Source organism: Pseudomonas sp. zfem001 (genome assembly GCF_032621725.1).
Lineage (GTDB): Bacteria > Pseudomonadota > Gammaproteobacteria > Pseudomonadales > Pseudomonadaceae > Aquipseudomonas > Aquipseudomonas sediminis.
This window is the reverse complement of sequence record NZ_JAVYJI010000001.1, coordinates 453,489-470,760: the sequence shown is the minus strand read 5'-3', so window position 1 is coordinate 470,760 and position 17,272 is coordinate 453,489. Positions and strand designations below refer to the sequence as shown.

Sequence of the window (17,272 nt, the reverse complement as noted above, 5' to 3'; positions counted from 1 at the left end):
GGGTGGGGAGACTCTAGCGCTCTTGCCCCGGGAATTGTGAAAACCGTATAGATGGAGTGAGTTATGGCCGGTCATTCCAAGTGGGCCAACATCAAGCACCGCAAAGGGCGTCAAGACGCCAAGCGCGGCAAGATCTTCACCAAGCTGATTCGTGAGCTGACGGTCGCCGCCAAGCACGGTGGCCCGATTCCTGCGGACAACCCGCGCCTGCGTCTGGCCGTGGACAAGGCGCTGACCAATAACATGTCGCGTGACGTGATCGACCGCGCCATCGCTCGCGGTGCCGGCAACAACGAGGCCGACAACGTCGTCGAGTTCAGCTACGAAGGTTACGCGCCAAGCGGCGTGGCGATCATCGTCGAGGTGATGACCGATAACCGCAATCGTACTGCCGCCGAAGTGCGCCATGCCTTTACCAAGTGCGGTGGCAACCTGGGCACTGATGGTTCGGTCGCCTACATGTTCGACCGCAAGGGTCAGATCAGCTTCGCGCCGGGCGTCGATGAGGATGCCCTGATGGAAGCTGCGTTGGAGGCTGGTGCTGACGACGTGGAAATGGGCGAAGACGGTTCAGGCCTGGTGTCGACCAGCTTCACCGAGTTTCATGCCGTCAACGAAGCGCTGAGCGCAGCTGGTTTCAAGGCCGAGGAAGCGGAGATCGCCATGATCCCTTCGATCAGTGCGCCGATCGCCGATCTGGAAACTGCGCAGAAGGTATTCAAGCTGATCGACATGCTCGAAGATCTGGACGATGTGCAGAACGTCTACCACAACGCCGAAGTGGCCGACGAGATCATGGAGCAACTGAGCTAAGCAGCATGTCGCCCAGAATGCGTGGGATGGGCCGGGCGGCGATCCGCTTTAGGCCACCATGTAGCGTGACCTTGGTGGGCTGAAGCCCGCCCTGCGCCGTCCTGCGGTTTTCTATGCCTGCACCGGTGCGTCACGAGTGACGGCGCATTGGCAGCCCCGTATACTCGCCAACTGGATAAATAGACAGTTGCAGATATGACCCTGATTCTAGGCATCGACCCGGGTTCGCGTATTACCGGCTATGGCGTGGTGCGCGATACCGGGCGCGGTTGCGAGTACGTGGCATCGGGCTGCATTCGTACCGGTAACGGGCCGCTGGCCGAGCGCCTGCAGATCGTCTTTCGCGGTGTCAGCGAGGTGATTCGTACCCATGGTCCGGTAACCATGGGTATCGAGCAGGTGTTCATGGCGCGCAATGCCGACTCGGCGCTCAAGCTCGGGCAGGCGCGAGGCGCCGCTATCGTCGCCGCGGTGGAAGCCGGGCTGGAAATCAGCGAGTACACCGCCACTCAGGTCAAGCAGGCCGTGGTTGGCACCGGGGCAGCGGACAAGCAGCAGGTGCAGATGATGGTCATGCACCTGCTCAAGCTGGTGCAGAAGCCGCAGATCGACGCCTCCGATGCCCTGGGTATCGCCTTGTGCCATGCGCACCATCGACAGAGTCTCATTCCCCACGGGCTGGCCGGCGCCAAGCGGCGCGGTGGTCGCCTTCGTTTGTAATCGAATCAAAGGAAAACAGCGGTGATCGGACGTTTGCGCGGCACCCTGGCGGAGAAGCAGCCGCCGCATTTGCTTCTGGATGTGAATGGCGTCGGTTATGAGCTGGAAGTACCGATGACGACCCTTTATCGTCTGCCTGCGGTGGGCGAGCCGGTAACCCTGCATGCTCACCTTGTGGTGCGTGAAGATGCGCACCTGTTCTATGGCTTCTACGAAAAGCGTGAACGTGAGCTGTTTCGCGAGCTGATTCGTCTCAATGGTGTCGGCCCCAAGCTGGCGCTTGCATTGATGTCGGGGCTGGAGGTCGATGAGCTGGTGCGTTGCGTGCAGGCTCAGGACACCGCGGCGCTGGTCAAGGTGCCTGGAGTCGGCAAGAAAACCGCAGAGCGTCTGCTGGTCGAGCTCAAGGATCGCTTCAAGGCCTGGGAGTCGATCCCGTCCATTGCGCCCTTGGTGGTTGAACCTCAACTGGCTCAGGCAGTCTCAAGCGCGGAGAATGACGCCGTCAGCGCGCTGATCTCCCTCGGTTACAAACCGCAGGAAGCCAGTCGAGCCGTTGCTGCCGTCAAGGAAGATGGCATGAGCAGTGAAGATTTGATCCGACGCGCCCTGCGCGGCATGGTTTAGTGGAACCCTATTGATGATCGAAGCCGATCGCCTGATTACCGCCAGCCCACGTGAGCGCGAAGAACAGCAGGATCGTGCCATTCGCCCGTTGCGCCTGGCCGATTACATCGGTCAGCCCGTCGTGCGTGAACAGATGGCGCTGTTCATTCAGGCTGCGCGGGGTAGGGCCGAAGCGCTCGACCACACGCTGATCTTCGGCCCGCCAGGGCTGGGCAAGACCACCTTGGCCAATATCATCGCCGAAGAAATGGGCAGCTCGATCAAGAGCACCTCCGGCCCAGTGCTTGAACGCCCGGGCGATCTGGCTGCGCTGCTGACGAACCTGGAAAGCGGCGATGTACTGTTCATCGACGAGATTCACCGCCTGTCGCCGGTGGTCGAGGAAGTGCTGTATCCGGCGATGGAGGATTTTCAGCTCGACATCATGATCGGTGAAGGCCCAGCGGCCCGCTCGATCAAGCTGGATCTGCCGCCCTTCACCCTGGTTGGCGCCACCACCCGTGCCGGCATGCTGACCAATCCGCTGCGTGACCGCTTCGGTATCGTTCAGCGCCTGGAGTTCTACGGTATCGACGACCTGGCTACCATCGTCTCTCGCTCCGCGGGTATTCTCGGCCTGCCCATCGAAGCCAAGGGCGCCTATGAGATCGCCCGTCGCGCGCGTGGCACTCCGCGTATCGCCAACCGTCTGTTGCGCCGTGTGCGTGACTTCGCCGAAGTGCGTGGTAACGGCCATATCACGCAGTTGATCGCCGATCAGGCGCTGAATCTGCTGGATGTCGACGAACGCGGTTTCGATCATTCCGATCGCCGCCTGCTGCTGGCCATGATCGAGAAGTTCGACGGCGGTCCGGTGGGGCTCGATAGCCTGGCGGCAGCGATAGGTGAAGAGCGCCATACCATCGAGGACGTGCTCGAACCGTATCTGATTCAGCAGGGTTACATGATGCGCACGCCGCGCGGGCGCGTGGTCACTCGTCATGCCTATCTGCACTTCGGGCTGAACATCCCCAAGCGCGCTGGCGAGCAGGTCGCTGGCGATCTTTTCGCGGCAGGTGACGAATGACGAAAAAATTGTTACCAGCCCGGATTGGCAAGCAGCAGGCCGGGGACTAGAGTATGCGCGCGCAAAACGGAGTCCAGCCGTTCAGCCACCATTGCCGGGTCTATTACGAAGACACCGATGCAGGCGGCATCGTCTACTACGTCAACTATCTCAAATTCATGGAGCGGGCTCGCACCGAGCGCCTGCGTGAGCTGGGTTATGCCCAGTCGACGCTTGCCGGTGAGGGCCTGTTGTTCGTCGTGCATTCGGCCGAAGCGCGTTACCACGCGCCGGCGCGACTGGATGACGAGCTGGTGATCAGCGCCGATGTGATCGAATTGAACCGTGCCAGCCTGCGCTTTCGTCAACAGGTCAGGCGGGCTACGGATGATGTGCTGCTCTGTGAAGGGCAGTTTCTGGTGGCCTGTGTGCGCGCCGACAACTTGAAACCCCGGGCTATCCCCGAAACCCTGCGACATGCGTTCGCCGGGACGCAGGCGCCGGGTTTAATTGCAGCAGGAGAGTAAGCGTGGAAGCTAACGCCGTTGACCATATGTCGATGTGGAGTCTGATCAGTAACGCCAGCTTTGTGGTGCAGCTGGTCATGCTGACCCTGGTGGCCGCCTCGGTCATTTCCTGGGTGATGATCTTCCAGCGCAGCAATGCCATCCGCGCCGCCAAGCGTGCGCTGGACAACTTCGAAGATCGCTTCTGGTCCGGCATCGACCTGTCCAAACTGTACCGCCAGGCGGGCAGCAACCCGGACCCGGATTCCGGTCTGGAGCAGATTTTCCGTGCCGGCTTCAAGGAGTTCTCCCGTCTGCGTCAGCAGCAGGGCGTCGACCCGGATGCGGTGATGGACGGTGTGGCGCGCGCCATGCGTGTGGCCATCTCCCGTGAAGAGGAAAAATTGGAGACCGCTCTGCCGTTCCTGGCAACCGTCGGTTCCACCAGCCCCTATATCGGCCTGTTCGGCACCGTATGGGGCATCATGAACTCCTTCCGCGGTCTGGCTCAGGTGCAGCAAGCCACGCTGGCTACCGTGGCACCGGGCATTGCAGAAGCGCTGATCGCTACCGCCATCGGCCTGTTCGCAGCAATCCCGGCGGTCATCGCCTACAACCGCTTCTCTGCCCGCAGCGAAATGCTGATCGGCCGTTACTACACCTTCGCCGACGAGTTCCAGGCCATCCTGCACCGCAAAGTGCACACCTCGGAAGACTAAGGCGAGCGAAGAGGACAGGTTTTAACCATGGCGAGAATTCGCAACAGACGCAAACCGGTCGCCGAGATGAACGTGGTGCCCTACATCGACGTGATGTTGGTACTGCTGGTCATCTTCATGGTCACCGCGCCGATGCTCAATCAGGGCGTCAAGGTCGATCTGCCCAAGGTCAGCAGTGAAGCGCTGCCGCAGGATAACGACGCCCAGGTGCTGACCATTTCCATCAAGGCTGACAAGACCTACTACTGGAACATGGGCAGCGAGGTCGACGTCGATACCGAGCAGGAACGTGCTTCGACCCTCGAGCAGATGACTCAGGCCGTGTCGGCGATCATTGCCGAGAACCGTCGTCAGGGTAAGCAGGTGCAGGTATTCGTGCGTGGTGATCGCACGGTCGATTACGGCACTGTGATGTCGGCCATGGGCGGTCTGCAGCAGGCCGACGTGGGCAACGTCGGACTGATTACCGAGGCTCCCTGATGCAGCAAACCGAGCGTTCGCAATCGGAAAGCTACTTCTGGCCCGTGGTTTGGGCGGTGGGTCTGCACGTCCTGATGTTCGCGATGCTGTTCGTCAGTTTCGCCTTCACCCCGGAACTGCCACCGGCACGCCCAGTGGTGCAGGCTACGCTGTATCAGTTGCAGTCGCAGAGCCAGGCCACCACGCAGACCACGCAGAAGGTTGCAGGCGAAGCGCAGAAGACTTCGGCGCCACAGTTCGAGACCGAAAGGCTGGAACAGAAGAAAGCCGAAGAGCAGAAGCAGGCCCAGGCCGAAGCGCAGAAGGTAGCCGCGGCCAAGAAAGCCGAGGAACAAAAGCAGGCCGAAGAAGCTCGAAAGGCCGAAGCGGCGAAGAAAGCCGAGGCCGAGAAGGCCGCCGAGCAGAAACGCCAGGCCGATATCGCCAAGAAGCGCGCCGAGGAAGAGGCGAAGAAAAAAGCCGCTGAAGAGGCCAAGAAAAAGGCCGCTGCAGACGAGGCTAAAAAGAAGGCGGCAGCCGCCGAGGCAGCGAAGAAGAAAGCTGCCGAGGATGCCAAGCGCAAGGCTGAAGATGCCCGACGCAAGGCGGCAGAAGACCAGAAAGCGGCAGCGTTGGCCGAGTTGCTGTCGGACAACGTACAGAACCAGCAGGCGCTGGCTGAAACCCATGGGGATCAGGTGGCCGGTAACCTCGATGATCTGATCATCAAGCTGATTACCGAGAACTGGCAGCGACCGATGTCGGCGCGCCGCGGCATGAGTGTCGAGTTGTTGATCCAGATGCTGCCCGACGGCACCGTGACCAACGCCAGCGTATCGCGCTCCAGTGGCGATGCACCGTTCGACAACTCGGCCGTTGCAGCTGTACGTAACGTCGGGCGTATTCCCGAGATGCAACAATTGGATCGCGCTACCTTCGACAGTCGGTACAGGCAGCGTCGCGTCATTTTCAAACCGGAGGATTGAGCTCTGTGAATACCCTGATTCGTATCGCCCTGCTGGGGCTGGTCATGCTGGTCGGTAGTGTCCAGGCGGCCGATCCGCTGGTGATTTCCCAAGGCGCTGACCGTGCCACCCCGATTGCCGTCGTGCCGTTCGGCTGGCAGGGTGGTTCGGTGCTGCCCGAGGACATGTCGCAGATCATCGGCAACGACCTGCGCAACTCCGGCTACTTCGAGCCCATCCCGCGGCAGAACATGATCAGCTTGCCTACCCAGGCCAGCGAAGTCATTTACCGTGACTGGAAAGCACTGGGTGCCCAGTACGTGCTGGTCGGTAACATCGTGCCCAACGGCGGCCGGTTGCAGATTCAGTACGCGCTGTTCAACGTCAACACCGAGCAGCAGGTCATGACCGGAAATGTCGGTGGTGGTACCGATCAGCTGCGCGACATGGCTCACCATATCGCCGACCAGTCGTTCGAGAAGCTCACCGGCGTCAAGGGAGCATTCTCCACGCGCCTGCTGTATGTCACTGCCGAGCGCATGGGCACCAACAACACCCGTTACACCCTGCAGCGCTCCGACTACGACGGTGCCCGTGCGGTAACCCTGCTGCAATCGCGCGAGCCGATCCTGTCGCCGTCGTTCGCGCCGGATGGCCGCCGTATCGCTTACGTCTCGTTCGAGCAGCGTCGCCCGCGCATCTTCGTACAGCACATCGACACCGGGCGTCGTGAGCAGATCACCAACTTCGAAGGCCTCAATGGCGCGCCGGCCTGGTCGCCGGATGGCAACCGCCTGGCCTTCGTGCTGTCTCGCGATGGCAACCCGGAAATCTACGTGATGGATATGGGCAGCCGGCAGATGCGCCGCATTACCAACCATTACGCCATCGATACCGAACCCTTCTGGGGTAAGGATGGTCAGACCCTGTACTTCACTTCGGATCGTGCGGGACGTCCGCAGATCTACAAGACAAATATCAATAGCGGGGCAGTGGAGCGTGTGACCTTCGTCGGTAACTACAACGCCAACCCGAAATTGTCGGCTGATGAGAAGACCCTGGTGATGATTCATCGTCAGGACGGCTTCACCGTGTTCAAAGTGGCTGCACAGGACCTGGAAACCAACCGTTTGCGCATACTTTCAGACACAAGTTTGGATGAGTCGCCCACTGTTGCGCCCAATGGCACCATGCTAATCTACGCCACCCGCCAGCAGGGCCGGGGAGTCTTGATGTTGGCGTCCACCAATGGACGCGTGAGGCTCCCTCTTCCTACCGCTCAAGGCGAAGTTCGAGAGCCTTCTTGGTCCCCTTACCTGAACTGATGCGGCGCTACACCTTTTTTGCTTAACACAACTGGGGTTCATTAGGAGTTATATGATGGAAATGCTGAAATTCGGTAAGTTCGCTGCACTGTCCCTGGCTCTCGCCGTTGCTGTAGGTTGCTCCTCCAAAGGCGGCGACGCTGCTGGCGAAGGCGCTGTTGACCCGAACGCTGGCTACGGTGCCAACACTGGCGCTGTTGATGGCAGCCTGAGCGAAGAAGCTGCTCTGCGCGCTATCACCACCTTCTACTTCGAGTACGACAGCTCCGACCTGAAAGCCGAAGCCATGCGCGCTCTGGACGTACACGCCAAGGACCTGAAAGGCAACGGCGCTCGCGTCGTTCTGGAAGGCCACGCTGACGAGCGCGGTACCCGTGAGTACAACATGGCTCTGGGCGAGCGTCGTGCCAAGGCCGTTCAACGCTACCTGGTTCTGCAGGGCGTTTCCCCGGCTCAGCTGGAACTGGTTTCCTACGGCGAAGAGCGTCCGGTTGCCACTGGCAACGACGAGCAGTCCTGGGCTCAGAACCGTCGCGTAGAGCTGCGTAAGTAAGCTGCCATGCGAGATTGCCGCCGTATCCTGACCCTTCTGACACTCGCCTTGCCGCTCGCGGCGATGGCGGAGGTTCCCGTACTGGAAAGCAGCTCCATGCAACAGGGCAGCAGCTATCCACCGGCGGGTTATGGTACGGCCGGCTCCTCCGCCGGAGCGGGTGCGCAAGCACCCGCTTCTGCGCAGGGTATGCTGTTCAACCAACTCGAGCAGATGCAGCAGGAAATTGCGCAACTGCGGGGCATGGTCGAAGAGCAGCAGAATGAAATCCAGCGCCTCAAGCAGGAAGGCCTGGAGCGTTACCAGGATCTGGACCAACGCATTTCTTCCGGTGCTGCTGCCGGTGGAGCTCCCGCACAGAATTCAGCCGATGGCGCGGTAAACGCCAATGGCACCCCGACGCCACCTGCCGCACAGCAGCAGGCCAGCGCCGAGCCGGGTGATCCGGCCAAGGAAAAACTCTATTACGACGCCGCCTTCGACCTGATCAAGGCCAAGGATTTCGACAAGGCATCGCAGGCGTTTGGCGCCTTTCTCAACCGTTATCCCAGCAGCCAATATGCGGGTAACGCCCAGTACTGGTTGGGTGAGGTGAATCTGGCCAAGGGCGACTTGCAGGCAGCCGGTCAAGCCTTTGCCAAGGTCAGCCAGGCTTATCCGAGCCACGCCAAGGTGCCGGATTCACTGTTCAAACTGGCTGATGTCGAGCGTCGCCTGGGTCACAACGACAAGGCTCGTGGCATTCTTCAGCAAGTCATCGCGCAGTACCCGGGTAGCTCGGCCGCCCAGCTGGCTCAGCGCGACCTGCAACGGCTGTAGATCGACACTCGATGAATAAACCCGCGCCCGTCGCGGGTTTTTCTTATCTGGCTTCGCGTCATCCATTAGAATGCGCGCTCGCATGCGAGGCGGGGTTTCAGCTCGGCTGATGTCCTTGTCGCCATGCCTTGTCGAATGTCGGCCGACGCCGGCGTTCCTGTCTTTCACGCAACGGAGGCGGATGGCCTGTTTCGTCATCACGCCCGTGGCTCCCATGCAAGAAACCCTGCGCATCACCGAGATTTTCTACTCGTTGCAGGGGGAAACGCGTACCGCCGGCTTGCCGACAGTATTCGTGCGCCTGACCGGCTGCCCCCTGCGCTGTCAGTACTGTGACACCGCCTACGCCTTCAGTGGCGGCGAGATCGTCACCCTGGACAGTATCCTCGACCAAGTGGCTGCCTATCGGCCGCGCTACGTCTGCGTGACCGGCGGCGAGCCGCTGGCCCAGCCGAACTGCATCCCCTTGCTCACGCATCTGTGCAATGCCGGTTACGAGGTGTCACTGGAAACCAGTGGCGCGCTCGATGTATCGGCAGTCGATCCGCGCGTCAGCAAGGTGCTCGACCTGAAGACCCCAGGCTCTGCCGAAGTGCAGCGCAATCGCTACGAGAATATCCAATGGCTGACTGGTAATGACCAGGTCAAGTTCGTCATCTGCTCGCGTGAAGACTACGACTGGGCAGTATCCAAACTGATCGAGTATGACCTGGCCGCGCGTGCCGGCGAGGTGCTGTTCTCGCCCAGCCACAAACAGGTCGATGCACGTGCGCTGGCCGACTGGATCGTGACCGATAACCTGCCAGTACGCCTGCAACTGCAGCTGCACAAGATTCTCTGGAACGACGAGCCGGGACACTGAATATGAACGACAAGAAAGCGGTCATCCTCCTTTCCGGTGGCCTGGACTCGGCTACCGTGGTCGCCATGGCCAAGGCCGAGGGCTACAGCTGCTACAGCATGAGCTTCGATTACGGGCAGCGCCATCGCGCCGAGTTGCAGGCCGCCGAGCGCGTGGCGCGGCAGCTGGGTGTGGTCGAGCACAAGGTGATCGGCCTGAACCTCAACGGCATCGGCGGTTCGGCGTTGACCGATAGCAGCATCGCCGTGCCCGAATCGCCCACTGAAGGTATACCCGCCACCTACGTGCCAGCACGCAATACGGTGTTCCTGGCGCTGGCGTTGGGCTGGGCCGAGGTGCTCGAGGCACGCGATATCTTCATTGGCGTCAACGCGGTGGACTACTCGGGCTACCCGGATTGCCGCCCCGAGTTCGTCGACGCCTTCGAGCGTATGGCCAACCTGGCGACCAAGGCGGGTGTGGAGGGGCAGGGCTTTGTCATTCGCGCACCGCTGCAGCAGATGAGCAAGGGCGAGATCATCCAGGCCGGTATGCGCCTGGGTGTGGATTACGCACTCACGGTCTCTTGCTACCAGGCCGATGATGACGGCCGCGCCTGTGGCAAGTGCGACAGCTGTCGCCTGCGTGCAGCCGGTTTCACCGCAGCCGGCGTGCCTGACGCTACGCGCTATGTGTGAAAAAGTTTTCGCGAAGTGTTGATTTCCTGAATTAAATCAGTATCATGCGCCTCGCGTTGGGTCGTTAGCTCAGTTGGTAGAGCAGTTGGCTTTTAACCAATTGGTCGTAGGTTCGAATCCTACACGACCCACCAGATCGCAAAAGCCAGTCGTGAGACTGGCTTTTTTTTGCTCTCGGAAAAGCCCTCTGGCCGATGTTGCCCTGCCTGTGGCGATGGTCAGCCAGGGGGTATACTCGCAGCTCGCTCAAGAGCGCCGCAGGTTCGATGATATGACGCAGATTTCCGAACGCCTTCTGGTTCAAGCCCACCTCGATGCAAAGCAGCCCAAACCGCTGACTGCCGAGGAGGAAGCTTTCTATCGCCGTGAAATCGCCGCCGAGCTGAAGAAGCAGAATGCGGTGCTGGTGGCGCACTATTACTGCGATCCGGTCATCCAGGCGCTGGCTGAGGAAACCGGTGGCTGCGTTTCCGACTCTCTGGAAATGGCCCGCTTCGGCAATCAGCACCCGGCGCAGACCGTCGTGGTGGCCGGGGTTAAATTCATGGGCGAGACGGCGAAGATCCTCAACCCGGAAAAGCGCGTGTTGATGCCGACCCTGGAGGCGACCTGCTCGCTCGACCTGGGTTGCCCGGTGGACGAATTTTCGGCCTTCTGCGACCAACACCCGGAGCGCACCGTGGTGGTTTACGCCAACACCTCGGCCGCCGTGAAGGCGCGCGCCGACTGGGTGGTGACGTCCAGCTGCGCGTTGGAGATTGTCGAAAGCCTGATGGACAACGGCGAGACCATCATCTGGGCGCCGGACAAGCATCTGGGCAACTACATCCAGCGCGAGACCGGCGCCGACATGCTGCTGTGGGATGGCGCCTGCATCGTGCACGAGGAGTTCAAGTCCAAGCAGTTGTTGGACATGAAAGCCCTGTACCCGGATGCCGCCATTCTGGTGCACCCGGAGTCGCCGCAGAACGTGGTTGAGCTGGCCGATGCCGTGGGTTCCACCAGCCAGTTGATCAAGGCGGCGCAGACCCTGCCCAACTCGACCTTCATCGTTGCCACCGACCGCGGCATCTTCTACAAGATGCAGCAGCTGTGCCCGGACAAGACCTTCATCGAAGCACCAACTGCCGGTAACGGTGCGGCCTGCCGCAGCTGCGCGCACTGCCCGTGGATGGCGATGAATACGCTGGAGCGCGTGCTGACCGGCTTGCGTCAGGGCTCCGGCGAGATTCATGTTGATCCGGCGCTGATCCCGAAGGCGATCAAACCGCTCAAGCGTATGCTGGATTTCACCCAGGCTGCGCGGATGAAGGTCGCGGGCAACGCCTGATCGGCATGTAATACAAAAGAAGCCCGGCACACGCCGGGCTTTTTGCTTTCCAGGGTTCGAGTCAGCTCGCCCAGTTATCCGGTTCATTGACCACATTGAGCAGCGCGCGCAGGCGTCCATAGTCGCGGCCGTTGAAGGCAAAAGCCAGGCGGGTCAGGTCGCACAGTTCCGGCTCGTCGCGCTCCTGCTCGCAGTAGGGTTGCTGGGTAAAGCCACCTTCCTTGCACAGGCTGGCGAAGTCGCTGTCCAGCTTGGCCAGAGCCGCCTCGTTGAGCGGATGATTGAGGCGAATCACGAAGCGATCCTTGAGCCAGCGGCTCGAGTGGAAGTTGCGGTAGAAGCGGGCGATTTCGTCCACCGCTTCTTCGGCGCTGTAGACCAGGTGCATCAGGTTGAGATCGGTAGGCAGGATATAGCCGTTATCGCCAAGCTGACGACGGATGAAGCCTAGCGCGTCCTCCCAGTAGCTGCCGCCCGGTTGGTCGAGCAGTACCACGGGCACCAGTGGGCTCTTGCCGGTCTGGATCAGGGTCAGCACTTCCAGCGCTTCGTCGAGAGTGCCGAAGCCGCCGGGGCAAAGCACCAGACCGTCGGCCTCCTTGACGAAGAACAGCTTGCGCAGAAAGAAGAAGTGGAACGACAGCAGGTGATGACTACCGCGCATGGTCGCATTGGCGGTTTGTTCGAAGGGCAGGGTGATATTGAAGCCCAGGCTGCTTTCTGCGCCGGCGCCTTCATGAGCGGCGGCCATGATGCCGCCACCGGCACCCGTGACCACCATCAGATCGCGGTGTGCCAGTAATGCGCCGAGCTCACGTGCCTGCCTGTACAGGGGATGATCGGCTGGCGTTCGTGCCGAGCCGAACACCGTGACCTTGCGCCGCCGTTTCAGTTGTTCCAGCACGCCGAAGGCATGCTCCATCTCACGCAGGGTCTGCATCATGATCTTGGCGTCCCAGCGGTTACGATCCGCCTGGGCCATGTGGATCACCGTGGTGAGCATCTCGCGGTACAGCGATAGGTTGGGGCTGTTGCTCGGGGTTGCCAGAGCGACCAGCTCTTCCACCTTGCTGCTCAGGTCGACCTCGCTGGTTTGCACGTGGCGCGACAGATAGTCGTCCGGTTCAAAGGGCATGGAAACTCTCCTCTTCTTGGCCTGTGAGAGGCGAGTAGCCTCTCGCGGTGGCCGGTTCCTTGATTATGGAGTGTTGAGCAGCTTGCCGCAGGCAGTCTGCCGTTTCGTTGCCGCCTTTTCGTAAGAACTTGTTCACGATCTGCTGCGCGTCGGCCCTGCGGCGTTAAAAACTGGCTGGAACGCCAGCCCGGTCGGAATGCTCATTTACAACTCGTAAAGTCGCACGCGACTCCGACCGTTCCTCGCCTATTTTTGTGGGGCCGCCATCGGTGTTGCAGTGCTCTAGCTCGCGAGATCGTGAACGGGTTCTAAGCACCGGTTACAGGGCGATCTGTTCACCAGGTTCGGGAATGTTGGCGATCCAGTTGAGGCGTTCGCGCAGAGCGGCTTGCAGGGCCTGCATTTTTTCCAGTTCGCCATGTACGAGATACAGCTCGGGGTGATGCTCGAACTGGCTGGCCCAGTCGAGCAACTGCGATTGCCCGGCATGGGCGGAGAAGCCGCCCAGAGTATGCACCTTGGCTTTCACCGCGATGCGCTGGTGCAGCACCTTGACGGTTTCGGCGCCGTCGACGATCAAACGGCCTAGCGTGCCCTTGGCCTGGAAGCCGGGGAACACCAGATGGCAGTTCTCGCGCCAGAGGTTGTGCTTGAAGTGATGAACGATACGCCCGCCATTGCACATGCCGGCACCGGCGATGATGATCGCGCCGCTCTTGATCCGGTTGATCGCCATCGACTCTTCGGCCGTCGGCGTGCAGCGCAACACTGGCAGCCAGTCCTCGACTCGCTTGACACCCTTGGCTGCCAGCGCCGCGCGATCGGTAGCCGCGAACTGGTCATGAAAGCGGCTGTAGATGGCGTTGGCGCGGATCGCCATGGGGCTGTCGAGGAACACGGCCTGCTGTGGCAGACGGCCTTCCTGATAAAAGCGGCCGAGGTAATAGATCAGGTCCTGGGTGCGGCCAACGGCGAAGGAGGGGATCAGTACATTGCCACCCTCGCTATGGGCTTGCTGCAGGATGTCGGCCAGCTCTTCCAGGGTTTCGTCGCTGGGGCGGTGATTGCGGTCGCCGTAGGTCGACTCCATCAGCAACACGTCCGCCTGATTCAGCTGGGTTGGCGCCTGCATCAGCGGCGAGCAGGTATTGCCCAGGTCGCCGGAGAACACCAGATGACGGTGCAGGTGATGATCCTCTACCTGCATCTCGACGATGGCCGAACCGAGGATGTGGCCGGCATTGTGGAAGGTGACCTGCACGCCCTTGGCAACCTCGACCGCTGTGCCGTAGGCATGCGCACGGCGCTGGCTGAGCGCCTGTTCGGTATGGGCGATGGTGTAGAGCGGTTTGATTGCTGCCTTGCCCTGGCGTGCGCGCCAGCGGTTTTCCCATTCGGCGTCCTTCTCCTGGAGGAAGGCCGAATCCAGCAGCATCAGCTCGAGCAGTTCGCAGCTGGCCTCGGTGGCGTGGATCGGGCCTCGATAACCTTCGGCGACCAGGCGCGGCAGCAGCCCGCTGTGATCGAGGTGGGCGTGGGAGATCACCACCGCATCCAGGCTGCGTGGGTCGAAAGGAAATGCACTGCGGTTCAGATCCTCCTCCTGGCGGCGTCCCTGGTGCATGCCGCATTCGAGCAGCACCTTGGCGCCATCGCGGCTCTCTACCAAGTAGCAGGAGCCCGTGACTTGCTGGATCGCGCCGATGAAGGTGAGCAGGGCCATTGTTCTATCCTCGTCGTGATGATGAGGCGAGTCTGTCGTTTTTGTCCGTTGCTGGCCTTGATGCAGGTCAGCCAGCCTGCGGGGCGGTTTTCTCAGCATAGTTGGCCTATGCCCTGCCGTTTGTCTGAGCGCACAAGCTCGGGTCAGGCTTCTGATTTACTTGTACAGAGCAGGCTGTGTTCAGTGCTGTGATCGCTGCAGCGCAGCCATGGCGCTGGGCTCAGTGTTATGCATCAATCGCTCATCAACTGCTGCTGAAGTGCTTCGCTCAAGACTGGTGGGCGAAAAACAAGTGACCCCGACGGGCTGGTGGAACCTCACCTGCCAGGTCGAGTCTGCTGTGTGGTCAATAGGAAGGGAGGGGCAGGTATGCCCAAGCTGATTCTGGAGATCGAAACAGACCTCTATCGCATGTTGCAACAAGCTGCACGAACCAACCAGTTGAGTCTGGAGGATGAGTGCATGCGTCGCCTTGAGGGTGGCGTACGGCGCTCGCGCTACATGGAGGCTTTGCTCGCCGAGCTGCGCGCCGATGACGCGCAGCGCCGAGCGGAAAGGGACTGATGTCAGCCTCAGGTCAGAGGCCGCAGTCGCTCTTGTCGAACACTTCGACGGTCACCGGGCGGTTGTTGCGGTATTCGCTGAACTGGTAGCGCAGTTGTGCCCCCTGGGCCAACAGGTTGCGATAGCCGGGATTGCGACAGACGCTGGCGGCCAACTGAGCGCGCACGGTGTCGGGGTTGCCGCGCATCTGCGCCGCATGCGCTTCACGCACGCTGAGATGGTTGATCAGCGTGTGCCCTTCCACGGTATAGCCCTGATCGAGAATGTCCTCATTGATCGCCCGCGGCGTGCCCTCGCTACTCTGCCGGGCGACTTGCTCCAGGGTGCGAGTCAGTTCCATCTCCTTCAACGAGGCTGCCTGGGCAGTGGGAAGCAGCAGGCTGAACGCGAGAGCGGGGAGGATGTAACGCAGCATGTCTTGTGACTCCTGAAAGCGTGAACCTGGGTTGGACAGGGGCTCGCGGCGAATGTTCGCGTCGCCGGCTATTTGCCTGCATGAAACAAAGTGTTACCGATGGGGACATACTGGCCTCCGGCCTGTGCCCGTCATCACGACCAAAGGCCGGGGATCATAGGCCAAACCTGCACGTCACAGACTGTGAGCCGCCGTTGTAGTCGGATGTCGCCAGTACGGACCTGCCTGAAGTCTGCCTCTGGTTATCGCCGAGCTGCACGGTGTTCAAGCAGCGTGCAGGAGAATAACAATGACAATGCTCTTTCGGCGCTGGCCATCGCATGTGGTGGTCGGCAGTTTACTGGTTTTGCCCGTTACGCAGGTGCAGGCATCCGGTTATCACTTTGGTTCGCAGTCGGTGGCGGCGCAGGGTTCGGCGCATGCCAACGGTGCCGAGGCCGCCGACCCCTCGACCATTTTCTACAATCCGGCCGGCCTGGCCCGGCTCAAGGGTACCCAGGTCACCTCTGGATTGAGCATTCTGCTCCCGGATGGCAAGTACGAAGACAAGGGCAGCAGCGATGTATTCGGCAATCCTGTGTCGGGGGATGCGGGCGAGTTCCTGCCCGATGCCGCCGCCGCCCCCAACTTCTATTTTTCCCACGAGATCAACGACCGGGTGACGATCGGCCTGGGGATCTTCACCCCGTTCGGCGCCAAGCTCGATTACAAAGAGGATTGGGCCGGCCGCTACGGCATTCAGTCGGCCAGCCTGGAGACGGTGACCTTCAATCCGAGCATTTCCTACCGTTTCAACGAGCACCACAGTGTCGGCTTTGGCGTGTCGGCGCAGTACATCAAGTCCATTCAGCGCGGTGCGGCGGATGTCAAAGGTGCTTCGCGGCAGTTGGCGGGGCAGTTCGTCGATGCGAACTATGACAGCACCAGGAATGCTGCCGATCCCATTCTCGGGCCTATCGTGGGTGGTATCGCGGGGGTTCCTGTACCGGATGAAATCACTTCCTGCCGCGGTGTTGCCGATAGGGACGGATTCGTCGATTGTGTTGCAGGCAACTTTGCCGATAACGTTCGGGGCGACGGCTATTTTCGGGTCAAAGGCGATGATTGGGGCTTTGGTTGGAACATTGGCTACTTGTGGGAGCCGACCGAATCGACGCGCTTTGGCGTGTCCTATCGTTCCAATATCCGCCACACCCTCGAAGGGGAGACCAAGTGGAGCTTCGCCGATGTGCAGGGTAGCGTTCCCTCACCGGATACCTCGCTAGAGGGCGGTGTCACCATCCCTATTGTCGATATCTACGTGCCTCCGACCGATGCCCTGCAGGAGTTGTTCGATCAGGGCAACTGGGTCAATCCCGGGGAGTTCGCTGCGACTCGGTTGCATCCCAACTCCAAGGGCAAGACCGCTATCGATACGCCGGAAATGCTTTCCTTCAATGCCTTCCACCAGCTCAACGATAAGGTGGCGCTGATGGCGGATGTGACCTTCACTCGCCATTCACGGCTGGACGAAGTACGCATTGGCATCGATCAGGTCGCCGGCTATCCCTACTTCAATGGCGTTACCGAGGGCGACCTGAACGTCAAGCAGGACTGGAAGGACAGCTACAAGATCTCCCTTGGCATGAACTACCAGTACAGCGATGACCTGCTGTTGCGTACCGGTGTTGCCTACGACCGCTCGCCGGTCAATTCGCCGCAGTTGCGTCATCCGGCCTTTCCCGATGCGGACCGCTACTGGCTGTCGTTCGGTGCCAACTACAAGGTGACGCGCGATACCTCGCTGGACTTCGCCTACAGCTACGTGCAGTTCTCCAGCGGCAAGATGGACTACCAGGACGGCTGCTCCCCGGCCGGCTGGGTGCCAGGTTCCGGCGGGCTGTACCAGGACAGTGGCGTACGCTGCACCGGCAACGGTGGCAACTTCAAGGGCGAGTACGAGACGCGTATCCACTTCATTGGGCTGGCGTTGAACCACAGCTTCTGAGTCGCCTTGACAGCGAACGGGGATGCTA

Annotated in this window: 19 protein-coding genes and 1 tRNA gene; 17 read left to right on the top strand and 3 right to left on the bottom strand. The window is 60.8% G+C overall.

Annotated elements, in window-relative coordinates; translation table 11 throughout:
- Positions 1-63 precede the first annotated feature (63 nt).
- From RTH74_RS02380 to nadA, 15 genes are all read left to right on the top strand, one after another.
- On the top strand, positions 64-813 hold the full coding sequence (locus RTH74_RS02380; protein WP_106733084.1) for a YebC/PmpR family DNA-binding transcriptional regulator: 750 nt from the start codon (positions 64-66) through the stop codon (positions 811-813).
- Between the two features lie 195 nt (positions 814-1,008).
- Positions 1,009-1,533: a crossover junction endodeoxyribonuclease RuvC gene (gene ruvC / locus RTH74_RS02375; RefSeq protein WP_072422771.1), complete on the top strand. Its 525-nt coding sequence runs from the start codon at positions 1,009-1,011 to the stop codon at positions 1,531-1,533.
- A gap of 21 nt (positions 1,534-1,554) precedes the next feature.
- On the top strand, positions 1,555-2,160 hold the full coding sequence (gene ruvA, locus RTH74_RS02370; RefSeq protein WP_316913624.1) for a Holliday junction branch migration protein RuvA: 606 nt from the start codon (positions 1,555-1,557) through the stop codon (positions 2,158-2,160).
- Positions 2,161-2,173: 13 nt separating this feature from the next.
- Positions 2,174-3,226 carry a Holliday junction branch migration DNA helicase RuvB gene (gene ruvB / locus RTH74_RS02365; protein ID WP_125833971.1) on the top strand — a complete coding sequence of 351 codons (1,053 nt, stop codon included), beginning with the start codon at positions 2,174-2,176 and terminating at the stop codon, positions 3,224-3,226.
- Between the two features lie 53 nt (positions 3,227-3,279).
- The gene (ybgC, locus tag RTH74_RS02360) at positions 3,280-3,732 is read left to right on the top strand and encodes a tol-pal system-associated acyl-CoA thioesterase (protein WP_055983695.1); all 453 of its coding nucleotides are present in this window, start codon (positions 3,280-3,282) and stop codon (positions 3,730-3,732) included.
- A gap of 2 nt (positions 3,733-3,734) precedes the next feature.
- Positions 3,735-4,430 carry a protein TolQ gene (gene tolQ / locus RTH74_RS02355; protein ID WP_099522201.1) on the top strand — a complete coding sequence of 232 codons (696 nt, stop codon included), beginning with the start codon at positions 3,735-3,737 and terminating at the stop codon, positions 4,428-4,430.
- A 27-nt stretch (positions 4,431-4,457) separates the two neighbouring features.
- Positions 4,458-4,910, top strand: a complete 453-nt coding sequence (gene tolR / locus RTH74_RS02350) for a protein TolR (protein WP_021488348.1) — start codon at positions 4,458-4,460, stop codon at positions 4,908-4,910.
- Positions 4,907-5,875 carry a cell envelope integrity protein TolA gene (tolA, locus tag RTH74_RS02345; RefSeq protein ID WP_099522200.1) on the top strand — a complete coding sequence of 323 codons (969 nt, stop codon included), beginning with the start codon at positions 4,907-4,909 and terminating at the stop codon, positions 5,873-5,875. Before tolR ends, tolA begins: the two co-directional genes overlap by 4 nt.
- A 5-nt stretch (positions 5,876-5,880) precedes the next feature.
- Entirely contained in the window at positions 5,881-7,179 is a 1,299-nt protein-coding gene (gene tolB / locus RTH74_RS02340; RefSeq protein ID WP_099522199.1) for a Tol-Pal system beta propeller repeat protein TolB, read from the top strand.
- Between the two features lie 55 nt (positions 7,180-7,234).
- The gene (gene pal / locus RTH74_RS02335) at positions 7,235-7,732 is read left to right on the top strand and encodes a peptidoglycan-associated lipoprotein Pal (RefSeq protein WP_003241687.1); all 498 of its coding nucleotides are present in this window, start codon (positions 7,235-7,237) and stop codon (positions 7,730-7,732) included.
- Positions 7,733-7,738: 6 nt separating this feature from the next.
- Positions 7,739-8,551, top strand: a complete 813-nt coding sequence (gene ybgF, locus RTH74_RS02330; protein ID WP_179545515.1) for a tol-pal system protein YbgF — start codon at positions 7,739-7,741, stop codon at positions 8,549-8,551.
- 214 nt (positions 8,552-8,765) lie between these two features.
- The gene (queE, locus tag RTH74_RS02325) at positions 8,766-9,413 is read left to right on the top strand and encodes a 7-carboxy-7-deazaguanine synthase QueE (protein WP_316913623.1); all 648 of its coding nucleotides are present in this window, start codon (positions 8,766-8,768) and stop codon (positions 9,411-9,413) included.
- A 2-nt stretch (positions 9,414-9,415) separates the two neighbouring features.
- Positions 9,416-10,090 (top strand): 7-cyano-7-deazaguanine synthase QueC, encoded by a 675-nt coding sequence (queC, locus tag RTH74_RS02320; RefSeq protein WP_125833967.1) that lies wholly within the window; start codon positions 9,416-9,418, stop codon positions 10,088-10,090.
- A gap of 58 nt (positions 10,091-10,148) precedes the next feature.
- Positions 10,149-10,224: transfer RNA gene (locus RTH74_RS02315), tRNA-Lys, on the top strand.
- Positions 10,225-10,361: 137 nt separating this feature from the next.
- Entirely contained in the window at positions 10,362-11,420 is a 1,059-nt protein-coding gene (nadA, locus tag RTH74_RS02310) for a quinolinate synthase NadA (protein WP_003241694.1), read from the top strand.
- Positions 11,421-11,481: 61 nt separating this feature from the next.
- Here the strand turns inward: nadA and RTH74_RS02305 are convergent, their stop codons facing one another.
- Entirely contained in the window at positions 11,482-12,555 is a 1,074-nt protein-coding gene (locus RTH74_RS02305) for an LOG family protein (RefSeq protein ID WP_316913622.1), read from the bottom strand.
- 319 nt (positions 12,556-12,874) lie between these two features.
- Positions 12,875-14,278, bottom strand: coding sequence for an MBL fold metallo-hydrolase (locus tag RTH74_RS02300; protein ID WP_316913621.1), 1,404 nt, complete (start codon positions 14,276-14,278; stop codon positions 12,875-12,877).
- Between the two features lie 369 nt (positions 14,279-14,647).
- Here RTH74_RS02300 and RTH74_RS02295 point away from each other — a divergent pair, with 369 nt between their 5' ends.
- Positions 14,648-14,842 (top strand): hypothetical protein, encoded by a 195-nt coding sequence (locus RTH74_RS02295; protein WP_316913620.1) that lies wholly within the window; start codon positions 14,648-14,650, stop codon positions 14,840-14,842.
- Between the two features lie 13 nt (positions 14,843-14,855).
- On the opposite strand, the gene RTH74_RS02290 is transcribed toward RTH74_RS02295, so the two are convergent.
- Positions 14,856-15,257, bottom strand: coding sequence for a quorum-sensing-regulated virulence factor family protein (locus RTH74_RS02290; RefSeq protein ID WP_125879505.1), 402 nt, complete (start codon positions 15,255-15,257; stop codon positions 14,856-14,858).
- Positions 15,258-15,546: 289 nt separating this feature from the next.
- Between RTH74_RS02290 and RTH74_RS02285 the strand changes: the two genes are divergently transcribed.
- The gene (locus RTH74_RS02285) at positions 15,547-17,244 is read left to right on the top strand and encodes an OmpP1/FadL family transporter (RefSeq protein ID WP_316913619.1); all 1,698 of its coding nucleotides are present in this window, start codon (positions 15,547-15,549) and stop codon (positions 17,242-17,244) included.
- Positions 17,245-17,272 lie beyond the last annotated feature (28 nt).

Coding starts and splice junctions, on each gene's coding strand:
- RTH74_RS02380 (WP_106733084.1), top strand. CDS start 64: ATGGCCGGTCATTCCAAGTGGGCCAACATCAAGCACCGCAAAGGGCGT.
- ruvC (WP_072422771.1), top strand. CDS start 1,009: ATGACCCTGATTCTAGGCATCGACCCGGGTTCGCGTATTACCGGCTAT.
- ruvB (WP_125833971.1), top strand. CDS start 2,174: ATGATCGAAGCCGATCGCCTGATTACCGCCAGCCCACGTGAGCGCGAA.
- ybgC (WP_055983695.1), top strand. CDS start 3,280: ATGCGCGCGCAAAACGGAGTCCAGCCGTTCAGCCACCATTGCCGGGTC.
- tolR (WP_021488348.1), top strand. CDS start 4,458: ATGGCGAGAATTCGCAACAGACGCAAACCGGTCGCCGAGATGAACGTG.
- pal (WP_003241687.1), top strand. CDS start 7,235: ATGGAAATGCTGAAATTCGGTAAGTTCGCTGCACTGTCCCTGGCTCTC.
- ybgF (WP_179545515.1), top strand. CDS start 7,739: ATGCGAGATTGCCGCCGTATCCTGACCCTTCTGACACTCGCCTTGCCG.
- queE (WP_316913623.1), top strand. CDS start 8,766: ATGCAAGAAACCCTGCGCATCACCGAGATTTTCTACTCGTTGCAGGGG.
- queC (WP_125833967.1), top strand. CDS start 9,416: ATGAACGACAAGAAAGCGGTCATCCTCCTTTCCGGTGGCCTGGACTCG.
- nadA (WP_003241694.1), top strand. CDS start 10,362: ATGACGCAGATTTCCGAACGCCTTCTGGTTCAAGCCCACCTCGATGCA.
- RTH74_RS02305 (WP_316913622.1), bottom strand. CDS start 12,555: ATGCCCTTTGAACCGGACGACTATCTGTCGCGCCACGTGCAAACCAGC.
- RTH74_RS02300 (WP_316913621.1), bottom strand. CDS start 14,278: ATGGCCCTGCTCACCTTCATCGGCGCGATCCAGCAAGTCACGGGCTCC.
- RTH74_RS02295 (WP_316913620.1), top strand. CDS start 14,648: ATGCCCAAGCTGATTCTGGAGATCGAAACAGACCTCTATCGCATGTTG.
- RTH74_RS02290 (WP_125879505.1), bottom strand. CDS start 15,257: ATGCTGCGTTACATCCTCCCCGCTCTCGCGTTCAGCCTGCTGCTTCCC.
- RTH74_RS02285 (WP_316913619.1), top strand. CDS start 15,547: ATGACAATGCTCTTTCGGCGCTGGCCATCGCATGTGGTGGTCGGCAGT.